The 22277-nt window shown below is 54.0% G+C and carries 17 protein-coding genes; 13 read left to right on the top strand and 4 right to left on the bottom strand.

The features are described 5' to 3' along the window. Positions 1-91 precede the first annotated feature (91 nt). Positions 92-1240 (top strand): cell division protein FtsZ, encoded by a 1149-nt coding sequence (gene ftsZ, locus AB8Q18_00370; GenBank protein ID XDZ51542.1) that lies wholly within the window; start codon positions 92-94, stop codon positions 1238-1240. A 96-nt stretch (positions 1241-1336) separates the two neighbouring features. Continuing rightward, positions 1337-1633 carry an I78 family peptidase inhibitor gene (locus AB8Q18_00375; protein ID XDZ51543.1) on the top strand — a complete coding sequence of 99 codons (297 nt, stop codon included), beginning with the start codon at positions 1337-1339 and terminating at the stop codon, positions 1631-1633. Between the two features lie 282 nt (positions 1634-1915). Here the strand turns inward: AB8Q18_00375 and AB8Q18_00380 are convergent, their stop codons facing one another. After that, complete coding sequence (locus AB8Q18_00380) at positions 1916-3205, bottom strand: mechanosensitive ion channel family protein (protein ID XDZ51544.1); 1290 nt, start codon at positions 3203-3205, stop codon at positions 1916-1918. 229 nt (positions 3206-3434) lie between these two features. Between AB8Q18_00380 and hemC the strand changes: the two genes are divergently transcribed. From hemC to AB8Q18_00415, 7 genes are all read left to right on the top strand, one after another. Next, entirely contained in the window at positions 3435-4361 is a 927-nt protein-coding gene (hemC, locus tag AB8Q18_00385; GenBank protein ID XDZ51545.1) for a hydroxymethylbilane synthase, read from the top strand. Then, positions 4361-5119, top strand: a complete 759-nt coding sequence (locus AB8Q18_00390; GenBank protein XDZ51546.1) for a uroporphyrinogen-III synthase — start codon at positions 4361-4363, stop codon at positions 5117-5119. Before hemC ends, AB8Q18_00390 begins: the two co-directional genes overlap by 1 nt. A 4-nt stretch (positions 5120-5123) precedes the next feature. Further along, positions 5124-6566 (top strand): uroporphyrinogen-III C-methyltransferase, encoded by a 1443-nt coding sequence (locus AB8Q18_00395; protein XDZ51547.1) that lies wholly within the window; start codon positions 5124-5126, stop codon positions 6564-6566. Beyond that, positions 6563-7774, top strand: coding sequence for a heme biosynthesis HemY N-terminal domain-containing protein (locus AB8Q18_00400; protein ID XDZ51548.1), 1212 nt, complete (start codon positions 6563-6565; stop codon positions 7772-7774). The genes AB8Q18_00395 and AB8Q18_00400 overlap by 4 nt, the downstream gene beginning before the upstream one ends. An 84-nt stretch (positions 7775-7858) precedes the next feature. Then, positions 7859-8668 (top strand): sulfite exporter TauE/SafE family protein, encoded by an 810-nt coding sequence (locus tag AB8Q18_00405; GenBank protein ID XDZ51549.1) that lies wholly within the window; start codon positions 7859-7861, stop codon positions 8666-8668. A gap of 290 nt (positions 8669-8958) precedes the next feature. Further along, positions 8959-10797, top strand: coding sequence for a monovalent cation:proton antiporter-2 (CPA2) family protein (locus AB8Q18_00410; GenBank protein ID XDZ51550.1), 1839 nt, complete (start codon positions 8959-8961; stop codon positions 10795-10797). A 165-nt stretch (positions 10798-10962) separates the two neighbouring features. Further along, positions 10963-12438, top strand: a complete 1476-nt coding sequence (locus tag AB8Q18_00415; protein ID XDZ51551.1) for a DASS family sodium-coupled anion symporter — start codon at positions 10963-10965, stop codon at positions 12436-12438. A 215-nt stretch (positions 12439-12653) separates the two neighbouring features. Here the strand turns inward: AB8Q18_00415 and AB8Q18_00420 are convergent, their stop codons facing one another. Both AB8Q18_00420 and AB8Q18_00425 read right to left on the bottom strand, forming a co-directional pair. Beyond that, positions 12654-14822 (bottom strand): malate synthase G, encoded by a 2169-nt coding sequence (locus tag AB8Q18_00420; protein ID XDZ52952.1) that lies wholly within the window; start codon positions 14820-14822, stop codon positions 12654-12656. 58 nt (positions 14823-14880) lie between these two features. Next, a complete protein-coding gene (locus AB8Q18_00425) occupies positions 14881-15282 on the bottom strand; it encodes a heme-binding protein (protein XDZ51552.1) in 402 nt (133 codons plus the stop codon). Positions 15283-15762: 480 nt separating this feature from the next. Here AB8Q18_00425 and tkt point away from each other — a divergent pair, with 480 nt between their 5' ends. The 4 genes from tkt to AB8Q18_00445 all read left to right on the top strand — a co-directional run bounded on the left by tkt (position 15763) and on the right by AB8Q18_00445 (position 20883). Beyond that, positions 15763-17742: a transketolase gene (gene tkt / locus AB8Q18_00430; protein ID XDZ51553.1), complete on the top strand. Its 1980-nt coding sequence runs from the start codon at positions 15763-15765 to the stop codon at positions 17740-17742. Between the two features lie 80 nt (positions 17743-17822). Further along, positions 17823-18206: an MAPEG family protein gene (locus tag AB8Q18_00435; protein ID XDZ51554.1), complete on the top strand. Its 384-nt coding sequence runs from the start codon at positions 17823-17825 to the stop codon at positions 18204-18206. Positions 18207-18286: 80 nt separating this feature from the next. Beyond that, positions 18287-19315 (top strand): type I glyceraldehyde-3-phosphate dehydrogenase, encoded by a 1029-nt coding sequence (gap, locus tag AB8Q18_00440; GenBank protein XDZ51555.1) that lies wholly within the window; start codon positions 18287-18289, stop codon positions 19313-19315. A 158-nt stretch (positions 19316-19473) separates the two neighbouring features. Next, a complete protein-coding gene (locus AB8Q18_00445) occupies positions 19474-20883 on the top strand; it encodes a hypothetical protein (GenBank protein XDZ51556.1) in 1410 nt (469 codons plus the stop codon). Positions 20884-20915: 32 nt separating this feature from the next. On the opposite strand, the gene AB8Q18_00450 is transcribed toward AB8Q18_00445, so the two are convergent. Further along, positions 20916-22271 carry a 1-acyl-sn-glycerol-3-phosphate acyltransferase gene (locus tag AB8Q18_00450; protein ID XDZ51557.1) on the bottom strand — a complete coding sequence of 452 codons (1356 nt, stop codon included), beginning with the start codon at positions 22269-22271 and terminating at the stop codon, positions 20916-20918. Positions 22272-22277: the final 6 nt, after the last annotated feature.

Raw genomic sequence — 22277 nt, forward strand, 5'->3', positions numbered from 1 at the left:
TTTAATCGCTAAACTCAAGTAATCATTGTATAATTTCAGCATAATAGAGCGCGTTATATGATAATCGCAACAGTTTGGCAAAGGAGTCCGTATGCAACTGGTTTATGATGTAGTCGAGTCCGCAGCTAGTCCTGCCGTCATTAAAGTCATTGGTGTGGGTGGCGGGGGTTGTAACGCCATTAACAACATGATTAAGGGCGCAGTACACGGCATTGAGTTCATCAGTGCAAATACTGATGCGCAATCTTTACAACGTAACCATGCACCTAAACGAGTACAACTAGGCACAAACTTAACCCGCGGTTTAGGCGCTGGCGCCAATCCCGAAGTGGGTCGTAATGCCGCATTAGAAGACCGTGAAGTCATTGCCGACGCCATCCGTGGCGCCGACATGCTGTTCATCACTGCCGGCATGGGTGGCGGTACCGGTACGGGCGCGGTGCCTGTGGTGGCTGAAATCGCTAAAGAGCTTGGGGTATTGACCGTTGCTGTGGTGACTAAGCCGTTTGAATACGAAGGCAAGCGCGTTAATTTAGCCGAAGCGGGCATCACCAAATTGAAAGAGCACGTTGATTCGCTCATCATCATCCCTAACGATAAATTGATGGCTGCCTTAGGTGAAGACGTGACCGTACGCGAAGCCTTTAGAGCTGCTGACGATGTGTTGCGCAATGCCGTTGCGGGTATTTCTGAAGTGGTGACGTGTCCAGGCATCATCAACTTAGACTTTGCTGACGTGCGTAACGTGATGAGCATGATGGGTTTGGCCATGATGGGTTCGGCTCAGGCCAGCGGTGTGGACAAAGCTCGTTTGGCCACCGAAGAAGCCATTGCCAGCCCGCTATTGGACGACGTGACCTTAGACGGCGCCAAAGGCGTATTGGTGAACATCACCACCGCGCCTGGTTGCTTACGTATGTCGGAATACCGTGAAATCATGTCTGTGGTGAGTGAGTACGCCCATCCTGAAGCCGAACGTAAATACGGTACGGCGGAAGATGAAGAGATGGACGAAGACAGCATTCGCGTGACCATCATTGCCACCGGCCTACAAGAGCAAGGCCAGCAGCCACAGTTGACCATGGTGAAAGCCACGGGTACCGACGACGGCATGCCAGACGTGTCTAGCGTGGTTCGTTCGGGTCGTTCTAACCGTCAAATGACGGCCGCAGACTTCTCAAACACCACTTTAGCCGATGACTACAACACCCCTGCCTTCCTACGTCGCCAAGCCGACTAAGTGAAGGCTAGGAACCGGTTTACCCATTCATTGATCTGAGTGTGTAGGCCGGTTTTTTTATGCCGATTTGACGCACCACCTAACCAGGAGTCCCTCATGAAAAAAGCACTATTAGGCATCGCCGCTGTGGCCGCCGTTGCGGCCTTGAGCGCCTGTCAATCCAGCCATCCCAAACAAGTGGCCGAAGGTGAAACAGCGCAGCAAGACACGTGCGGCCTAGCCGCGGCGCAGCAGTTCATTGGCAAGAATGCCTCAGTTTTGGAAACGGTTGATTTTGCAGGGCCGGTGCGTATTTTACGCCCGAACACGGCCGCGACCATGGATTTTCGCGCCAACCGTTTGAACTTTAGCGTTGACGACAAGGGCGTGATTACGCGCGCTTATTGCGCTTAAGTTATATGGCAATGAATGGCCCTAGGCGAGAGACGCCTAGGGCCATTTTTTTGGTTGCTGGGTGTAGGGTGGGTCGCGACCCACGCGGTTTTGTTTTTAGGCATGTCTTGTGGGTTGAAATGGTGGGTAGGCTGCGCTTTACCCACCCTACGCGGGTTGCGTGGTATTTGGTAGGGTGGGTCGCGACCCACGCGGCGTAGCGTTGCAGCGATGTTTAGGGTGCTGCTGGGCGACAAAAAACATCGCCCGCAATGGGGCGATGTGTGGGTGTGACGAAGGCGCTTAATGAGTTAGGCGTTGTTCGCCGGTCATGGGCGATTGGCCTAATTCATACAGCACCAGATCAAAATAAGGCGCTGCGGCAATCACATGATCAAAGATGTCGGCCTGAATGTACTCAAAGTTGGCCCAGCGAGGGTCTTTGGAGAAGGCGTAGATTTCTAAGGGCAGGCCGAATTCCGTTGGCTGGAGCTGGCGCACCATCAGGCTCATGTCCTTATGCAGGGCTGAGTGTTGATTTAAATAGGTGTCAATGTATTTACGGAACAGGCCTAGATTGGTCAGGTTGCGGCCGTTAATCATCAGCTCTTTATCGATGCCGTTACCGCTATTGTATTTCTCGATGTCGGCCTGACGCTGGGTGATGTAGGGTTCGATCATTTGGATCTTCTTCATCGCGTCGACTTCTTCGGGGGTTAAATACTTCACCGACGAGGGGCGGATGATGACGGAACGCTTGATTCGGCGGCACTGGGCATCGAACATGGCGCGCCAGTTTTGAAACGAGTTGGAAATCAAGGCATAGGTCGGGATGGTGGTGACGGTTTTGTCGAAGTTTGACACCTTTACCGTGGTCAAATTGATTTCTAAAACGTCGCCGTCGGCACCGTAGCTGTTCATGGTGATCCAATCGCCTACGCGTACCATATCGTTCATCGACACTTGAACGCTGGCGACGATGCCCATAATGGTGTCTTTAAACATTAACATCAAGATGGCCGAAGCCGCACCTAGGGTGCCGAAAAAGCCTACCAGCGATTTGTCGGTAAATTTGACGTAAAGAGCGGCCACGGTGATGAAGTAGAGCACGATCGACACCACTTGGGCGTAGCTGTCTAGCGGCTTGTCGCGGTAGTTGTCTTTGGCCTTTAAGTGTTTCGATAGGGCATACACTAAGGAGCGGATGATTTGAACCACCAAGATAATGGAAATGATGTCCAGTACGTATAAAATAGTGGCCGACCAGTTGGGGAATTCTAGCCAGATAAAGGGTGTCAGGATGGTCAGCAGCACAACGGGGATGAAGGCGGACACGTAAACCGGCGTGCGGCATTTTAATAAGGCTTGGGCAAACGAGGTTTGGTGCGGGTGCTTGACGTTGATGCGGGCCATGAAAATGGCCAGAGCTTTATTGCTGAGCTTGACGCTGATGAATAAAATCAATAGGGCAAATAAAAAAGCCGACATTAAAAAAATGGCGTTGACGCCGGTGATGGTAAACCCCATGTCAAAAAGGGTGTCACGAAACCAGGCGGTAAATTGAGCAGTGTTTTCAGCAGTAGTATCAATCATAAATAAGCAGATATTCCTGTGTGATGGGGTGAGTTGATGGTTAGCGTAATGAAAATAACCAGTTAGTATCGGCTTTATTGTAATGGACTGAGTCGGCCTTGTCATGTGACCAAGGTTCTGTGGCTTGGGTTTAACTCAATATTACGTTTAGGTGGCGGACATTTGACCCTAATTTAGGTGTGCTGGCCGCATCATGTTAAAATAACTTTTTTTTAGCATGATGGCGCATATGAACCCAATAGTGATTGCCAGTCGCGAGAGCGTATTGGCCATGTGGCAAGCGGAACACATTAAAGCCCGCTTAGAAGCGTTGTATCCTGAAGCCAGCGTCAGCATCTTGGGCATGACCACGCAAGGCGACCAAATTCTAGACCGTACCTTGTCTAAGATCGGTGGTAAGGGGCTGTTTGTGAAAGAGCTAGAGCAAGCCTTAGCCGATGGCCGTGCCGACCTAGCGGTGCACTCAATCAAAGACGTGCCGATGCAGTTGCCAGAAGGTTTTGCCTTGGCCGCCATTACCGAACGGGAAGACCCAACCGACGCCTTTGTGTCGAATCAATACGACAGCCTCAGCGCCTTGCCAGATGGTGCCGTGGTCGGCACGTCTAGCCTGCGCCGTGAAGCACAGATTCGCGCCAACCATCCTAAGCTAACGGTGATACCGCTGCGCGGCAACGTGCAAACCCGTCTGCGTAAGCTGGATGAAGGTCAATACGACGCCATTATTTTGGCGACGTCGGGCCTGAAGCGCTTGGGCCTGGGCGAGCGCATTCGCGCGACGTTGAATATTGGCGAAAGCTTGCCTGCGGCCGGTCAAGGCGCTTTGGGTATCGAGATTAAAGCCGATCGTGACGACATGATGGCATTGCTGGCGCCCTTAAACGATGCGCGCACCAGCGCCTGCGTTTTGGCTGAACGTGCTTTAGCGCGTGCTTTAGGCGGCAGCTGCCAGGTGCCCTTAGCAGCGCACGCGACCGAAGAAGATGGCATTTTGACCCTGCGCGGCCTAGTTGCTTATCCCGATGGTTCGGTGGTGTTGCAGCAAATGGCAGAAGCACCAGCGGCCTACGCCGATGCCTTGGGTCGTGCCGTAGCCAAAAAATTGGCTGAAGACGGCGCCATGGCCATTATTGATGCGGTTTTGAAAGCCCAATAATGACCGGCCCAGCCAAGGCTGTTTTGGTGACCCGCCCACGGAAACAGGCGACGCAGTTGCTGCGTCTTCTGACCGAGGCGGGTTTTTTGCCGCTTTGGGCTAGCCCAATCGAGATTGAGGCTGATGCTGTGGCCTTGCAGGCCTTGCCGCAGCAATTGGCTGCGGCCGATGTGGTGTTTTTTGTTAGCCCCAGCGCCGTAGACGCGGTGGCCGCCGCGGTGGATTTAACCGCGTATCGGCCCCAGTGGGTGGCCGTAGGCCAGGCCACGGCATCGGCATTGCGTGGGCTTGGTCTCACATCGGTGTGGGCGCCAGAAGAAGGACATGACTCCGAAGCCGTTTTGGCTTTGCCGCTGTGGGCGGCCATGGGGCAAAGACAACCATCGGCCCGTATTTTAATCGTGCGCGGCGACGGTGGGCGGCCGTGGTTGGCCAATGCTTTAACGGCCTCGGGCCATGTCGTGACGTTTGCCGAGGTGTATCGGCGTCAGCCTCAAGTTATTGATTGGTCTACATTAATGGTGCAGCAGGGGGAGGCCGAACTGGTGGCGGTGTGCGTGACCTCGAGTGAAATTGGGCGTGGCCTATGGGCGCAGATCCCCGATTCCCTGCAACAGAGATTTAAAAACTTGTTATACTTGACCCCACATGAAAGAATAAGCCAAACATTACAAACGCTTGGTGCCGATCGTGTTGTGACCTGTGCTTTGGGTGATGACAATATGGTGTCGGCCATACAAGTACATGAAAGGGCGTAGCGCAATGGAGCCATCTAAAGACAAACCTGATCAGGTTCATTCAGAAACCGAACACGATGTTGCCGTTACGGCCAACGATGTGGCGCAGAGCGAGGCGAACGACGCCGAAGCTGTAGCAGCCGTTAAGGCTGAAACGGCCACCGCTGCGGCAGATCAGCCTGAGACAAAAGCCTCTGAGGCGGCTGCGGCGCCCGAATCAACCCAACCGGAATCCCCTATGAAAAAAAATGCCCCATCCAACCCCACCCCGACGCCTTCTAGCCCTGCGGCCCCGACCATTGTCGAAGTGCCTGCCAAAAGCTCAGGCAAAGGTATGGCGTTTGGTGCCCTGGTGCTGTCGCTGTTGGCCTTAGGCGCCAGCGGCTTCTTATTTGTTCAAGGGCAAAATACCTTGAAAAATATGGACACGGCCTGGCAGTACAAAATCAATCAAGCGGGTTTAGAAGATTCAAATAATCAAAACCTATTGCAAAACAGCCTGCAAAAGCAAAGTGAGCTGGCGCAAACCCTGCGCGAGATGAACCAACAATTAAGCGATGGTCAAAATCGTTTAGATACCTTAGATCGCCGCTACGGCGAATTGACCAAATCGCGTTTGGGCTGGCTATTAGAAGAAGTGAATTACGCCCTTAATATGGCGGCGCAGCAACTGAGCCTATCGGGCAATGTGCCGGTGGCCATCAATATTTTGGAAGGCATTGAACGACGCCTAGCAGCGTTTGATCGTCCTGAGCTGGTGCAGCTGAAAAAAGCCGTGAGCGAGGATTTAAGCAAGCTAAAAGCCTCACCTTATCTTGACGTCACCGGCGTATCGCTCAAGCTCGATCGTCTACAAACCGGGGTGTCGGGCTTGCCCATGCTGTTGGATACCTTGGCCAAGCCACAGGCGCCTAGCAATGTGGCAGCGGTGAAGGCGGATGCGTCGTGGTGGCAAAATATTTGGCAAACCGTGAAAACCAATTTAAGTGAGCTGGTGGCGGTGCGTAAGCTGGAATCCAGCGACGCGATTTTGATGTCGCCTGAACAGGCTTATTTTGTCAAAGAAAACATTCGCCTACGCTTATTGGATGCACGCTTGGCCTTGTTGCAGCGCCAGGTGGAAGTGTATCGCTACGACTTAGAAAACGTGTCGGCCAGCATCAAGCAATATTTTGACGTGAATGCCGTCACCACCCAAGCGTGGTTAAAAGAACTAGACGAGTTACGCGCCATGCCGTTTGAGAACGTGTCGATTGACTCTCTGTCGGGCAGCCTTGAGGCGATTAAAGGGCATCAAAATACGCAGCTCATTATTGAACCCACTGAGGCCGAAGTGAAGGCCTTGAACGAGGCGGATGCTAAAGAGCAAGCGGCTAAGCCCCAGCCAGAAACACCGACTAAAGACGTTGAGCCCGCACCAGCGGCACCGGCTAAAGCGGAAGGTCAAGGGGAGGGCATTGCATCATGAAATGGCTAATGTGGATTTTGATCTTGTTTGGCATCGCCGTTGGGGTGTCGCTGTTTGTCACCCACTATCCTGGTGAAGTGCTGTTTGTGGTGAACCAAGAAGTGCGTCGGATTAATCTGAATACGTTCATCATCGCCAACCTAGTGTTTGTGGTGCTGTTGTATGTGTTGATCCGTTTGGTATTTGGGGTGTTGAATCTACCCACGCGCTTTCGTGACATGCGTGTTCGTCGGCAGATGAAAAATGGCAGTCAGGCCTTGAGCCAGGCCGGTATGGCCTATTTTGAAGGCCGCTTTCAGAAGGCCGAAGAGCAGGCCAGCAAGGTCATGAAAAATGAACACGCTAAAGACAATCACGCCTTGGCATTGATGGTGGCAACGCACAGCGTGGCGCAGCTACACGATGTGGCCAAAAGCCAAGCGTATTTAGAAGAAGTCGCCAAGCTGCCGAAGAAAATGCAGCTGCCGCGCCATCTATTGCTGGCGGAAATGGCTTTGGAGCAGCATGACTATCAGGCGGCAAAAGAAGCCTTGTCTAATGCCCAGTCGATCAGCCCCAACCTAGTGCGCACCATGAAGCTCACCTTGCGTTTGGCCGCTGCACAAAAAGACCCTGAGGGCATGCTGCATGTGGCTGCTCAGCTGCGTAAAGTTGGCGCCTTAACTGAGGCCGAGACGGAGCAATACAATATGATGGCCTACCGTTTGATGCTGGTTCAGTGTGTGGATGCGGCCAGCATGAAGAGTGCCTTGAAAAAAATGCCAGAAGCGGACAAGCAGGGTGTGATGTGTTTGGCCGTGGCGCAAAAATATCAGCAGCTGGGGCTGTTTGCCTCGGTGGTGGCGTGGGTAGAGCGATATTATCCTGAAAATCATGATTCGGCCTTACTGCCGGCGTTTGCTGACAGCGTGCATTATCTAGACGAGGCCAAGCAGCGTAAGGCCATGGAGCTGGCCGAAAGCTGGCTGAAAGCGCAGCCGAAAGATCCGAAGTTGCTGTTGTGTTTAGGCCAGCTGGCGTTAAAGCACCAGCTTTGGGGCAAGGCGCAAAGCTATTTAGAAGCCAGCCTGTCGCTGGCGCCAAGCGTCGATGTACACCTAAGCCTAGCTCAGCTGTTTGAAACCACCGACAAGGCCCATTTGGCCGAACAGCATCGCCAGCAAGCGCTACAGTTGGTTGAGGCGGATGTGGTGAACAGTGAATTTTAATTCACGCTGACCCCAATCAACAACCGATGCTGGTGCGATGCGTTCGCGCCGCATCGGTTTTGTTTGGTTTAAGAGAAAGACATTATGGATTTAGCACTTTTTGCCCCGCTGATATTGGTGGGCTGCGTGGCTGGTTTTATGGCTGGCCTATTAGGCGTTGGTGGTGGGCTCATCATTGTGCCGGTATTTGTTTGGTGGATGAACAGCCACGGCTTAGGCGGCCCTTACTTGCAGCACGTGGCCGTGGCTTCGTCGCTGGCGATCATGGTCTGTACCAGCTTCTCTAGCGTGGTGGCGCAGCAAAAGCAGCGCTCGGTACGTTGGGATATTTTTAAAAAACTCGGTCCCGCCATCGTGGTGGGCACGCTGCTGGGCGCACAGGCAGCGGCCTATATTCCGGGGCGGCAGCTACAGTGGTTCTTCGTGGTGTTTGTCTTCTTCGTAGGGGTTAAAACCTTTATGGGCCGTAAAACCGGTGGCAGCCGTGAGTTGCCGGGCTGGTTGGGTTCTGGCGTGGTGGGCGGCATCATCGGCGTGGTGTCGAGCTGGATTGGCATTGGTGGCAGCACCATGACCATTCCGTTTATGACTTGGTGTAAGGTGCCGATTCGACAGGCCATTGGCACCAGTTCTCTGTTGGGTTGGCCGATTGCCTTTTTTGGCGCCGTTGGCTATATGCTGTCGGGCCAAGGTGAGGTGGACCTGCCCGGCATGGTGGGCTTTGTGTATTTCCCTGGCGTGATTGCGGTGGCGATGACCACCGTGGTGTTTGCGCCGCTTGGGGTGAAAGTGGCCCACAGCATCTCGCCTAAACTCTTGAAGATTATCTTTTCACTGCTGCTGCTGACGGTCTCTGGTCAAATGCTGTATTCATTATTGATGCATCCGGTGTGATCAAGTAAACTTTTTTTAGTGAAAATAGACTAAGCCACAGAGATGTGGCTTTTTTTATGCATTTTAATCGGATAGAATACCTGTTTGGCATTTAAATGCCCAGTTGAGTCATATCTAGCCTAACGACATTATTTTTTACAAAAATATATAAAAAAATATGTAAAAACATGAGACTTGAGCGGCAGATTATGTTACTTTTATTCTGATAGAAAAAAGCTATACATAACGAATATTAAATTGTTTTTTGCTGTTCTGTTTTGGAACGGCCTTTCAGGGAGACACACACGCTTATGCCGCACGCCACCCCATTAATCGCCACCATTGTCGGTGGCCTTGTCTTTGCCTTTATTTTTGGCACCATTGCACAGCGCTTCAGAATGCCACCGTTGGTGGGTTATTTGGTCGCCGGTATCGTGGTCGGCCCTTTTACGCCAGGCTTTGTCGCAAACGGCAGCCTGGCGCAAGAGTTGGCCGAGCTTGGGGTGATCTTATTGATGTTTGGCGTGGGCCTGCATTTTTCTTTAAAAGACCTGTTGGCGGTAAAAAACATTGCCATTCCGGGCGCGGTGGTGCAGATTTCGGTGGCCACGGTGTTGGGGATGGGGCTGGCTTGGTTGATGGGCTGGGACATGGGCGCAGGCTTGATTTTTGGCTTGGCCTTGTCTACGGCCAGTACGGTGGTGTTGCTCACGGCCTTGCAAGAACGGCGGATTTTGGAGACCAAGCGCGGCCGCATTGCGGTGGGTTGGTTGATTGTCGAAGACATCGCCATGGTATTGACCTTGGTGTTGATCCCGGCCTTGGGCGGCGTGCTCAGCGGTGACGGCGGCAGCACCAGCGGCGCCGACATTGCCTTAGTATTCTTGATCACCATTGGTAAGGTGGTGGCGTTTGTGGCGGTGATGCTGGTCTTGGGCCGCCGCATCATTCCTTATATTTTAGAAAAAACCGCCGACACCGGCTCAAAAGAGCTGTTCCGTTTGGCGGTGTTGGCTATAGCCTTGGGCTGTGCCATGGGCGCCACCTATGTGTTTGGCGTGTCGTTTGCTCTGGGCGCTTTCTTCGCCGGTATGATTTTGAGTGAGTCTGAGCTGAGTCACCGCGCTGCGGAAGAATCATTGCCGCTACGCGATGCCTTTTCGGTGCTGTTCTTCGTGTCGGTGGGCATGCTGCTCGACCCTTCTATTTTGGTCCAAGAGCCGCTGTTACTGCTGGCGACGGTGTTGATTATTGTGGTGGGTAAATCCATTGCCGCCTACGGCATTGTGCGCCTGTTTGGCTATCCAACCCTGACGGCCTTAACCATTTCTGCCAGCCTGGCCCAGATCGGTGAGTTTGCCTTTATCGTGGCCAGCATGGGCATGGTGATGGGCCTATTGCCGAAGTTGGGCAGTAACCTGGTTGTGGGCGGCGCGATTTTCTCGATTTTATTAAACCCCGTGTGGTTCATGCTGCTTGAGCGCTATAAGCATAAATTTGTGGCCAAAACGGCGGAAGAGCCTGTGGTTGAAGCTGAGACCGATGTGGTAGAAGCTGCGACGGTGGTTGCGCCCGAGCTAGTAAAAGTAGTGGCGGTGGTTGAGGATGGCGTGGAAGAAGTCAGCCAAGTGGTGGATGAATATGGTGAAGTGATTGAGGTGCCGGTGATGGAAGATCACGTGGTGCTGGTAGGCTATGGCCGAGTGGGCCGCTTGGTTGTGGATGAGCTACAGGCGCAGCAGCGCACGTTTGTGGTGCAGGAAAGCCGCCTAGAAGTGGTGGAAGAGCTGAAGGCTCAAGGCATTCCGGTGGCGTTTGGTCACGCTTTAGCGGATGAGATGATGGACATCGTCAACGTGGCGCGCGCCCAAACCATCATCATCACCATGCGCGAGCCTATTGAGGCTGGGCAAATCATCACCCGTGCCAAAGAAGTGAATCCAGACATTCAGATCATCGTGCGGGCGGATACTGAGGGTGAGTTTGAATACCTCAGCCGCTACGGCGCCAGCGACATTATTTACTCGCCAGAAGAGTTGGCTGAACGCATGATTAAAGTATTGGCGGCTAAGCCACAGGCCGAGCCAGAATCAGAAGTGCAGCCTGATTCGCCGCCTAAGCCTGATGATGCGCCGTTAGCGGCCTCATAAACGACTACAGCCAGACAATTGTCTGGCTGTTTTTTTATGGGTTTAAGCCAGATCAAGGCGGCTGTCGACAATCGCGGGTAAGATGACGTCACAAATTATTCCAAATGGTTTATACTGTATTGATGTATAGGTATAAATCCACCGACACACACGAAAGGCTCACATATGAACGCGCCCGCGCAACGGCAAAAACGTAATTTAAACGGATTGTGGTTGATTCTTGCATTTGCCTTATTAATAGGCATTTTGGCTTTACCGACACCGGCCGATTTACCCGTGGCTGGTCAGCGGGCTTTGGCTATTTTGGCATTTGCCATCGTGCTGTGGGTGACGGAAGCCGTCACCTATACCGTCAGTGCTTTTATGATTATTGGCTTGATTGCCGTACTGTTGGGGCTAGCGCCACCGGCCGGCGGCGATGCAGCGATTGGCACCACGGCCGCTTTACGTTTGGCCTTGAGCGGATTTAGCTCACCTGCCGTGGCCTTAGTGGGGGCGGCCCTGTTCTTGGCGGCGGCCATGCAGGCCACTAATTTCCATAAGCGCCTAGCTTTATTGATTTTGTCTCGCGTGGGGGTGAAAACCAATAATATTGTCATCGGCGCGATCTTGGTGAGCATTGTGCTGGCGTTGTTTGTGCCCAGCGCCACGGCGCGAGCCGGCTCTGTTGTGCCGATTTTGCTGGGCATGGTGGCGGCGTTTGGCTTGGCCGCTAACAGCCGCTTGTCGGCGCTCTTGGTGATCACCGCGGTGCAGGCCGTGTCGATTTGGAACGTGGGGATTAAAACCGCCGCGGCCCAAAATATGGTGGCCGTCGACTTTATGGACAAAGCATTTGGCTATCAAATCTCTTGGGGACAATGGTTGCTATACGCTGGCCCTTGGGCGGTGATTATGTCGGTGGTGCTGTATTTTGTGATGATTAACGTCATCAAGCCAGAAACCAAAGAAATCACCGGCGGCCAAGACTTGGTGCGGCAACAGCTGCGTGATTTAGGCCCGATGACCGGCCCTGAAAAGCGCTTATTGGCCTATTCTGCTGCGTTGTTATTCTTTTGGTCGACTGAGAAAGTATTGCACTCATTTGATAACTCAACCATTACCTTGGTGGTGGTGGCGATGCTGTTGACGCCTAAGATTGGCGTCTTTGACTGGGCCAGCGTGGAGAAGAAAATTCCTTGGGGCACGCTGATCGTGTTCGCCGTAGGGGTGTCGCTCGGTACCGTACTGCTACAAACTCAAGGTGCATCATGGTTCTCGGGTAAAGTGTTTGGCGCCATGGGCCTAGCCGATATGCCGCTGTTGAGCGTGATCGCCATTTTGGCCGCGTTTAATATTTTGATCCACTTAGGCTTTGCCAGCGCGACCAGCTTGGCTTCGGCTTTGATCCCCATCGTGATTGCCTTGGTGTCGACCTTGAATGCGCCGGTGAATGAGCCAGGCTTTGTGTTGATTCAGCAGTTTGTGATCAGCTTTGGCTTCTTATTGCCAGTGAGCGCACCGCAAAATATGTTGGCCTACGGTACTGGAGCCTTTACCGTCAAAGACTTCTTGAAGTCGGGCATACCCTTGACCATTGCCGGTTATTTGTTGGTGTTGCTGTTCAGTGCGACGTATTGGCAGTGGATTGGCCTGCTGTAAGGCACGCATGACCTGAATAAAAGCGGATCGCATAGGCGGTCCGTTTTTTGTTGGGGTGATGGATGGTGGCTAGGCTGGGCTTTGCCCACCTTATGCGGTGCGTTCGGCGTAGGGTGGGTGCTCACGCGATTGGTGTTGGATGACATGGTTGCTGGTTTAGCCATACAAAAACCCCGCTGCAATGAGCGGGGTTGGATTGGGTGGATCAGCCAGCCTTAAGCTTCGGCTTTTTTCACCTGACGCCAGTGGTGCAGCAGCGGTTCGGTGTAGCCACTTGGCTGGGTGGTGCCTTTGAAAATCAAATCAGAGGCGGCTTTAAACGCAGCCGAGGTGTCGAAGTGGCCGGCCATAGGCTCGTACAGCGCGTCGTCGGCGTTTTGGCCGTCAACCACTGCGGCCATACGCTCTAGGGTTTCGCGTACTTGCGCTTCGGTGACGATGCCGTGCAGTAGCCAGTTGGCGATGTGCTGGCTGGAGATGCGTAAGGTGGCGCGGTCTTCCATTAGGCCGACGTTGTGGATGTCGGGTACCTTAGAGCAGCCAACGCCTTGGTCAATCCAGCGTACGACATAGCCCAAGATGCCTTGCACGTTATTGTCTAACTCCTGCTGTTTTTCGTCCTCAGACCAGCTGGTGTCGGTGGCCACGGGAATGGTCAGCAGATCAGACAATAGGTCGACCTTCTCTTTGGCTAGCTGCTGCTGTACTTCAGGTACGTTCACCTGATGGTAGTGCAGAGCGTGTAGGGTCGCGGCCGTAGGTGAAGGCACCCAAGCGGTGGTGGCGCCTGATTTCGGGTGGGCGATTTTCTGTACCAGCATCTCTGCCATTAAATCAGGCATGGCCCACATGCCTTTGCCAATTTGGGCGTGGCCCGGTAGGCCGCACTCTAGGCCGACCTGAACGTTGTTGCGCTCATAGGCTTGAATCCAGGCGCTGGCCTTCATGTCACCTTTACGGATCATGGCGCCGGCGTGCATGGCGGTGTGCATTTCGTCGCCGGTGCGGTCTAAGAAGCCGGTGTTGATGAACACCACGCGGTCTTGAGCTTCGGCGATACAGGCTTTGAGGTTGACGCTGGTGCGGCGTTCTTCGTCCATGATGCCCATTTTAAGGGTCAGCGGTGCGAGGCCGGTTAAGGTTTCGACGTCGGCAAATAGCGCGTTGGCAAAGGCGACTTCTTCTGGACCGTGCATTTTAGGCTTCACGATGTAGACCGATTTGGTGCGCGAGTTGCCGCCGCTTTGACGGTTGAGGTCGAAAGGCGCAATCAGGCCCGTCATCACGGCATCAAGGATGCCTTCAGGGATTTCTTGGCCATCGGCGTCTAATACGGCTGGCGTGGTCATTAAGTGGCCGACGTTGCGGATGAACATCAATGAGCGCCCGTGTAGGGTGATGGTTTTGCCGCGCACGGTGGTGTAGGTGCGGTCGGGGTTCATGGTGCGGGTGAAGGTTTGGCCGTTTTTCGACACCTCTTCGGCTAGATCACCGCGCATGAGGCCGAGCCAGTTTTGGTAAACGCACACTTTGTCGGCCGCATCGACGGCGGCGATGGAGTCTTCACAGTCCATGATGGTGGTGACGGCGGCTTCCATGATGATGTCTTTGATGCCGGCAGCGTCTTGTGACCCGATGGGGCTGGTTTTATCGATCAAGATGTCGAAGTGTAGATTGTTGTGCTTGAACAGCAGCGACGTAGGCGAGGTTTCCTTGCCGGTAAAGCCGATGAAGCGCTCAGGGTGCGTCAGCGGTACGATTTGGCCGTCGGTGAGGATGGCTTCCAGGCCGCCTTGGTTGACGATGTAGGCTTGAGTGTTGGCGTGGCTGCCGTCTTTAAGGGGGATCGCCTGATCCAGAAAGTCACGCGCAAACGCAATCACGGCGGCGCCGCGGTTCGGGTTATAGCCCTTGGTTTTGGCAGTGTCTTCGGTTTCAGGGATTACGTCGGTGCCGTAGAGAGCATCGTAGAGGCTACCCCAACGGGCGTTGACGGCGTTTAGGGCGTAGCGGGCATTCATCACCGGTACCACCAGCTGTGGGCCCGCTTGGCGGGTGATTTCGGTATCCACATTGGCCGTGGTCACGCTGACGTTGGCGGGAGGAGCCACTAAATAGCCGATGTCGGTTAAAAACTGGGTGTAGGCGGCCATGTCGGTGATGGGGCCTGGATGGGCTTGATGCCATTCATCTAGCTGCGCCTGTAGCTGTTCACGCTTGGCCAATAAAGCCTTATTTTTAGGGCTAAACTTGGCGACTAAGGCGCTGAAACCTGGCCAAAAATCATCGGCGCTGATGCTGTGTTGGGGCAATATTTCGGTATTGATGAAGCTTGCCAAACGTTGGTCAACGTGTAAACCGTTTAGGGTGGTGCGATCGGTCATGGTCATCTCTCTTCTTTCCTTTGTCGTTTGTTAAAGTTAACAAAGCAGGTATGGGTCATCAAAAAATGCTGGCAATGGCCAGACGGGCAAGCTCGGCGTCCAAATCGGAAGCCAGGCCTGATACGCCAACGGCGCCGATACAGTGCCCATCTTTAATGATGGGCAAGCCACCTTCAAGAAGGCCGTGTAGGGGCGCCGACAAAAAGGCCGAGCGGCCTTGGTTAATCATGGTTTCGTACACTAGGGTTTCCTTACGCGATAGGGCCGCTGTTTTGGCCTTTTCTTGCGCAATCAACGCCGACATGGGCGCTGCCCCATCCAAACGCAATAATCCCAATAGATGCCCACCGTCGTCGGTCACGCAAATGGTGACGGCCCACTGCTTTTGCTTGGCCACTTGTTTGGCTGTGGTCAAAATGGCGTCGACGGCCTGTTCATCAAGGATGTATTTTTGTTGCATGGGGTCTTCCTCCAGTTAGGTACGAAGGTACCGGTTGATTAACGTGACGTTGCTTTAGTGACTCATGCTGTGAAAACGACACGCTCTTTTTATGCGCAGCCACACGTATGTGACTACATTATTGGTCTATTCAAGATAGATTTTGGTCTTAGCCAACCTCAGTGTATCAAGCCGTTACGCTTTTGTCTCTCTTGTGGACGGTAAAAAAAATAATCCTGAGTTTTGAGCGCTTAGCGAGGGTCTAGGCCAGCATTCATCAGGGCTATGTTTTTTGGGTAAAATCCTGATTTGCTTCTGAATTGTGTGTATTAAGATAGGAGAGCGCCACAATGTGTGGGGGACATCGGATAATTTAAGGGGATTATGCCGAAGATCGTGGTTCATACCTTGAAGAAAGGGGTATAAAAAGGCATAATTCAGGCAGAATTTATTTGCGTCACGCACGCACTCACTCATCTTGAATAATCTGTAAGGCAAATTATGGCTTCTCAACTGGCAAACGCCATTCGTTTTTTATCCATGGACGCAGTACAAAAGGCCAATTCAGGCCACCCCGGTGCGCCGATGGGCATGGCCGAAATGGCACAGGCGTTGTGGACGCGCTTTTTGCGCCACAACCCAAACAACCCTAAGTTTGTGAACCGCGACCGCTTTGTGTTATCCAACGGTCACGCCTCTATGTTGATGTACAGCCTATTACATCTGACCGGCTACAACGTCAGCATCGACGACTTAAAGGCCTTCCGCCAATTTAAAAGCAAAACCCCAGGCCACCCTGAATATGGCTACACCGATGGCGTCGAAACCACGACGGGCCCCCTAGGCCAAGGCATTGCCAACGCAGTCGGCATGGCCATCGCTGAGCACATTCTGGCCAAAGAGTTTAACCGTGACGGCTTCAATATTGTTGACCACCACACCTATACCTTTGTGGGTGATGGCTGCTTGATGGAAGGCATTTCGCACGAAGTGGCCTCTCTGGCAGGAACTTTGGGCCTAGGCAAATTGGTTGTGCTGTACGACGACAATAATATCTCCATTGATGGCAACGTTGACGGCTGGTTTAGCGAAAACATTCCTGAGCGCTTCGCTAGCTACGGTTGGCACGTGGTGGCCAACGTAGACGGTCACGATGTCGACGCCGTGGCCAGTGCCATTGAGGCAGCCAAAGCCAATACCGCTCAGCCCAGCATTATTTGCTGCAAAACCACCATTGGTAAAGGCTCTCCGAATAAAGAAGGCACGGCTAAAACCCACGGTAGCCCCTTGGGTGACGACGAAATCGCCGCTGCGCGCGCGCAGCTAGGCTGGGCCCATGCGCCGTTTGAAGTGCCTGCCGACGTGTATGCGGCTTGGGATGCAAAAGCTGCCGGCGCCGTCTTGGAACAGGCATGGCAGGCCGATTTTGACGCCTATGCCGCCAAATACCCTGAATTAGCGGCTGAATTTAGCCGTCGTATGGCCGGCGATCTGCCCGCCAACTTTGAAGCCCATGTGGCTGCGGCCTTAGCCGACATCAACGCCAAAGCTGAAAAATTGGCCACCCGTCAGGCCAGCCAAAACGCGATTGAAACCCTGGCTCAAGTGTTGCCTGAATTAGTGGGCGGCTCTGCCGACTTAACGCCGTCTAATCTGACCAACTGGTCACAGTCTAAGGCTTTGACCAAAGACGCCGGCGGCAACTACATTCATTACGGCGTGCGTGAGTTCGGCATGAGCGCCATCATGAACGGCATGACCTTACACGGCGGCGTGAAGCCTTTTGGTGCGACGTTCTTGATGTTCAGTGAATACGCCCGTAACGCTTTACGCATGGCCGCGCTGATGAAGATTAACTCAGTCTTTGTGTACACTCATGATTCGATTGGCCTGGGTGAAGATGGCCCTACCCATCAACCGGTTGAGCAAATTGCCACCTTGCGCATGATCCCGAATATGGCCGTTTGGCGTCCTTGTGACACGGCTGAGTCATTGGTGTCTTGGGTGGAAGCGGTTAAGGCGCAAGATCATCCTTCTTGCTTGATCTTCAGCCGTCAAGGCTTGCCGTTTGTGGCGCGTAGCGAAGCGCAGTTGGCCAATATTGCCAAAGGTGGCTATGTGTTGAGCGATGCCGACAACGCCCAAGCAGTGCTGTTGGCCACCGGCTCTGAAGTGGCCTTGGCCTTGGACGCACAAAAAGCATTGGCCGCCGAAGGCGTGGCCGTGCGCGTGGTGTCTATGCCTGCGACTACGGTATTTGATCAACAGGACAAGGCTTATCAAGCCAGCGTCTTGCCAAAAGGCTTGCCACGCGTGGCGGTTGAGGCGGGCGTCAGCGACTTCTGGCGCAAATACGTGGGCCTAGAAGGCGCCGTTGTGGGCATCGATCACTTTGGTGAATCGGCGCCTGCCAACGAGTTGTTCAAGACCTTTGGTTTCACCACTGAAAACGTGGTGGCGGCCGTTAAATCGGTACTGTAAACCAAGTTAGCTGCCTAGATGACGATGTCTGGGCAGCTTTTTTTAAGCAGTGAAGCAGGAATCATCCGAAAGGTGGGCGTATGACTTTCGCTTATTGGTGTGTTTTGGCGGCGATGCTGTTGCCGCTGTTGAGCGCAGCCTATGCCAAGACCAGCGGTGGCTTTAAGCCTCAGCACAACCATGATCCACGCGCTTTTCTCAGCCAGCTTCAAGGCCGCGCCGCGCGGGCTCAGGCAGCGCAAGCCAATGCCTATGAGGTGAATCCTTTTTTTGCTGCCGCCGTCATCATCGCTCATGTGAGTGGGGGTGCGGCACAAACCACGATTGATTTATGGGCCGCGCTGTTTGTGTTCAGCCGCCTTGCCTTTATTGTCTGCTACGTTCGCGACTGGCCCAGCTGCCGGTCGGCTATGTGGATGGTTGGGCTGGTGTGCATCGTGGCCTTATTTATTGCTGCCGTTTAGGCGGCGCCGTTATTATTATTGCAGCCGAAGTCGTCTGATTGATCAGCTGGCTTTTGGCTTAAATCCTTAAGGAAACAACCATGACCATCAAAGTTGCCATTAATGGCTATGGCCGTATCGGCCGCCAAGTTTTGCGCGCGATCTACGAATATGACTTAACCAATCAGTTTGACGTTGTGGCCGTAAACGCCTCTGGCGATTTGGCCACCAATGCCCACCTGACTAAATTTGACACCGTTCACGGTCGTTTCAATGCAGACATCAGCCACGACGACAGCAACTTGATCATCAACGGTAAGAAAATCCCGTTTTTCGCCACCCGTAATCCAGCTGAATTGCCTTGGGGCGAATTAGGCGTGGACTTGGTGTTGGAATGCACAGGCGCGTTTACCACTAAAGAAAAATGCCAGGCCCACTTTGAAGCTGGCGCGAAAAAAGTGTTGATTTCTGCTCCTGGCGGTGCCGATGTGGACGCTACTATTGTGTACGGCGTGAACCACAGCGTATTGACCCCAGAAATGACCGTCGTGTCGAACGCGTCTTGCACCACCAACTGCTTGGCGCCTGTGGCCAAAGCACTGAACGACGGCTTAGGCATGGTTAAAGGCTTGATGACCACCATTCACGCCTTCACCAACGACCAAGTGTTGACCGACGTACGTCACAAAGACTTACGCCGCGCCCGCAGCGCCGTAGAAAACATGATTCCGACCAAAACCGGTGCGGCTAAAGCCGTGGGTTTGGTGTTGCCTGAGTTACAAGGTAAGCTAGACGGTTTTTCTGTGCGCGTACCGACCATCAACGTGTCTTTGGTTGACTTGACCTTTGAAGCTGCACGCGACACCACCGTTGAAGAAGTCAACGAAATTGTGAAGCAAGCGTCTGAAGGCAGCATGAAAAACGTATTGGGCTACAATACCCTACCGTTGGTGTCGACCGACTTTAACCACACCACTGAAGGCAGTACCTTCGACAGCACCTTAACCAAGGTGTCAAACGGCAATATGGTTAAAGTATTGGCTTGGTACGATAACGAGTGGGGCTTTAGCTGCCAAATGTTGAACACCGCTCGCGCGATGTTTGGTATGGAAGTAACGCCGTTGAAATAAATCAACGCCAAATAAAAAGCCGCCCACTGGGCGGCTTTTTTTATACTATTATATTCATGATAAACAAAGGCTTAGTTGGTTTTAATTGCCGATTTTTTTGATCGTTGTGGTATGATGCCATTCAATTTTAAATAAATCCATGGCATTGATAAGCACTCATGATAGGCCTGTACCAGACCCGAACGATATTGATCAGCAGCTTGATCTTAGCCGCCTGTGGTGTGTCCAAACCACAGCGGCCGCCGTCGTGGCCGCCGCCTACGCTAATCGAGCCCACTGTTGATGCCGCTCCCTCATGGGGGCCGTCGGCGTCTGTCCCCGAAGCTACATCGCTGCCAATGGCTGTGTTGGCAACGCCTCATGCAAAGCTGCCGCGACCGCTGCCGTCGGTTGCCCAACGACGTTGGCAGGGCACCGTTTTGTCTAGAGAGGCTGGTCCAGAAGGCATGCCTGGGCACGTCACCGCCATTGCAGCGCCCGTGGCGGCTATTCCTGACCCTGCTGTGGCACCGCCACCCACGGATTTACCCGTAAATACTCGGTTACCCAGCAGCAGCATCGCCCGCGTGGCCAAGCCTTGGACGGTCACCGGCCTACCGCCGCTGTGGCGTGTGGCGCAGCCATCGCAGCCAAGCCTGCCACCGCTGCGCCCGGTGATGCCGGCGATCGTGCCTGCTTCTCCTGCGCGGGTGCCGCAGCGGCGCTTGTATTTGGGCCAGATTAAGGGGCAAGACCATACATCGCCTTGCTTGATGGTTGAGTTAGACGTGCTCACCCAACGACTGTTTAGCTATTATCTATTGCCAGCGGCGGCGCAAACGACGCAGTGGATAGGTTTTGAGTTTGAAGCCGAGCTACGCGGCCTGCGGTTTGCCGGTACTGGGGTATTTTTACGTGATGCTGCTGATGCTGATGCCGCCACCTTAACCGTCAGCGGGACGCTGGCCGAAGATGGAAACAGTCTGTCGGGTGAATATGTGGTGGTCGGGGCAACGCATTTACAGGGTGCGTTTTCAGCGGAGCGAGCGCCTTTGGATGTGGCTGAGGAGAATGAGGCAGAGTGGGGCTTAGGGGCAACCGAGGCGAGGCCTACGGTGGCCCCAGAGCCAGAGCCAGAGCCAGAGCCAGAGCCAGAGCCAGAGCCAGAGCCAGAGCCAGAGCCAGAGCCAGAGCCAGAGCCAGAGCCAGAGCCAGAGCCAGAGCCAGAGCCAGAGCCAGAGCCAGAGCCAGAGCCAGAGCCAGAGCCAGAGCCAGAGCCAGAGCCAGAGCCAGAGCCAGAGCCAGAGCTAGGTCAGCGCGTGACCGTGATCACCTTGCCGCCGCCGGAGCGTAGCCTGTACACCGAGGTGGATTTCCTGTTGGCCTTTCCCCCTGTACATGGCCATTTCGAACGCGCTATTTATCGTTTCCAAGGGTTTGAGCATGCGGCCGTTGTCGGCGCCCACGCCTGGGCTCAGTCGGCTAGTGATGACCCTAATGAATTAACCTATTTTATCGAGGAAGGCTATCTGGTGGGCAGCCAATATGGGGTGGGCCTGCCTTGGTATCGGGTTCAGTTTTCTGCTTAAAAAGCGCCTTCGGGCGCTTTTTTTATGGCTGGTTAATCGTGAGGCTTATCGGCAAGAGTAAAGGGGTTCACAAAGCTTGGCCGTGGTCGGCGCGGCTTGATTTGCTGGTTTAGCTCATCTAGCGCGGTTTGTAGGCGCTGACGAATCGTGGCCATGATGTCTTCAGCGCTCAGGTCAGGCTGACTGGCCAGCGCTTGGCGTACGTCAAAGGCTTCTGGGACGCGGATGTAGGCGATGCGGCCACCGACAGGGCGCGGTAAAAATTGATGGATTTTGTCGCGCCAGTGGGTTTTGAGTAGGTCGCAGCGCAGGCGCTTGAGGTTTTCGGCGATGTGTTCGAGCTGCCAGGTGGGTTCGGCGTAAACGAGGGCGGCCGTGCGTAAGGTGCGGCTGATTTCCTGCTGGCGCTTATAGGCATCGCGGTCGAGCTTCAGCCCCGCCTTGGTTTGCCGACGCATGGACTGTAATAAGTGCTTGGCATTCTGTTCTGCGGCGGCGGGATCGGTGGGCGTGGGTTCGTCTGGGCAGAACTGTGCCCACAAAGGCGCCACCAGCTGATTCAGATAATCGGCCTGCTGGGCAAAGTAGGTGCCTATAGGTGCGACGGAGCAGCCAAATAAGCGGCTGCGCTGCTGTAAAACGCCTTCATATAGGCTGCGTACGCGGTCGCTTAATAGCTGTCCTTGGCTGCTGGCTAGGCCGAGGCGGCGTTCGATGAGGCTAACCTCACGTTCAAGGGCGCGGGTTTCATTGCGAATGAACACCAGTTTCCACACGATGGGGGCAATCAAAACCGGGCGGTCGGGATGTTCCTGAACCGCCTGTAGCGCCATTTTAGCGGCGCCAGCAAAGCAAGGCTGGACCTGGTCGCTGTGCCACAAGACGTTGCCTTCTGGATGCAGTAAGACGGGCGTACCGTTTAAAAGGGCCTGGACAGAATAATCGAGGGCGGCCTCAGTGTGGTTGGGAATTTGGGCAATGATGTGGTTGGCCAGCCAGAATTTTTGCATGCCTGGGCCCATGCCGTTGACGATGTCGTGGGTGGCCCAGCTGGCCATATAGGGGGCGAAGCGGGCGGCCAACTCCTTATCCAGCATCCAGTCGGTAAAAAATTCGGGATGGTTTGGGGTGATCACGCAGGCGTGATCGGGTCGGGTGCTGTAGGCAAAGCGTTGAGCGTCGGCGGCAGGAAAATCGATGTAGCGAATGTCGCACAGGCCCCGAATAAACGGCAGATGCTTGATTAGGGGCCAGTTGCGCAGCACCGGCGTGCCTTTGAGCATCACGTAGCGATTAACCCAAGTGAGGGCGTTGATTAACCAAGGCTTGGGTTTAGGGGCCACGAAGGTGGTTAAACGAGATGAAGCAGGGGCGTTTTGGTCGCTCATAAGGGG

The organism is Neisseriaceae bacterium CLB008, from assembly GCA_041228285.1.
Taxonomy (GTDB): Bacteria; Pseudomonadota; Gammaproteobacteria; order Burkholderiales; family Neisseriaceae; genus JAGNPU01.

Bases quoted from the DNA above. Each gene is read 5' to 3' on its own strand.
- ftsZ (XDZ51542.1), top strand. From the start codon at position 92: ATGCAACTGGTTTATGATGTAGTCGAGTCCGCAGCTAGTCCTGCCGTC.
- AB8Q18_00375 (XDZ51543.1), top strand. From the start codon at position 1,337: ATGAAAAAAGCACTATTAGGCATCGCCGCTGTGGCCGCCGTTGCGGCC.
- AB8Q18_00380 (XDZ51544.1), bottom strand. From the start codon at position 3,205: ATGATTGATACTACTGCTGAAAACACTGCTCAATTTACCGCCTGGTTT.
- hemC (XDZ51545.1), top strand. From the start codon at position 3,435: ATGAACCCAATAGTGATTGCCAGTCGCGAGAGCGTATTGGCCATGTGG.
- AB8Q18_00390 (XDZ51546.1), top strand. From the start codon at position 4,361: ATGACCGGCCCAGCCAAGGCTGTTTTGGTGACCCGCCCACGGAAACAG.
- AB8Q18_00395 (XDZ51547.1), top strand. From the start codon at position 5,124: ATGGAGCCATCTAAAGACAAACCTGATCAGGTTCATTCAGAAACCGAA.
- AB8Q18_00400 (XDZ51548.1), top strand. From the start codon at position 6,563: ATGAAATGGCTAATGTGGATTTTGATCTTGTTTGGCATCGCCGTTGGG.
- AB8Q18_00405 (XDZ51549.1), top strand. From the start codon at position 7,859: ATGGATTTAGCACTTTTTGCCCCGCTGATATTGGTGGGCTGCGTGGCT.
- AB8Q18_00410 (XDZ51550.1), top strand. From the start codon at position 8,959: ATGCCGCACGCCACCCCATTAATCGCCACCATTGTCGGTGGCCTTGTC.
- AB8Q18_00415 (XDZ51551.1), top strand. From the start codon at position 10,963: ATGAACGCGCCCGCGCAACGGCAAAAACGTAATTTAAACGGATTGTGG.
- AB8Q18_00420 (XDZ52952.1), bottom strand. From the start codon at position 14,822: ATGACCGATCGCACCACCCTAAACGGTTTACACGTTGACCAACGTTTG.
- AB8Q18_00425 (XDZ51552.1), bottom strand. From the start codon at position 15,282: ATGCAACAAAAATACATCCTTGATGAACAGGCCGTCGACGCCATTTTG.
- tkt (XDZ51553.1), top strand. From the start codon at position 15,763: ATGGCTTCTCAACTGGCAAACGCCATTCGTTTTTTATCCATGGACGCA.
- AB8Q18_00435 (XDZ51554.1), top strand. From the start codon at position 17,823: ATGACTTTCGCTTATTGGTGTGTTTTGGCGGCGATGCTGTTGCCGCTG.
- gap (XDZ51555.1), top strand. From the start codon at position 18,287: ATGACCATCAAAGTTGCCATTAATGGCTATGGCCGTATCGGCCGCCAA.
- AB8Q18_00445 (XDZ51556.1), top strand. From the start codon at position 19,474: ATGATAGGCCTGTACCAGACCCGAACGATATTGATCAGCAGCTTGATC.
- AB8Q18_00450 (XDZ51557.1), bottom strand. From the start codon at position 22,271: ATGAGCGACCAAAACGCCCCTGCTTCATCTCGTTTAACCACCTTCGTG.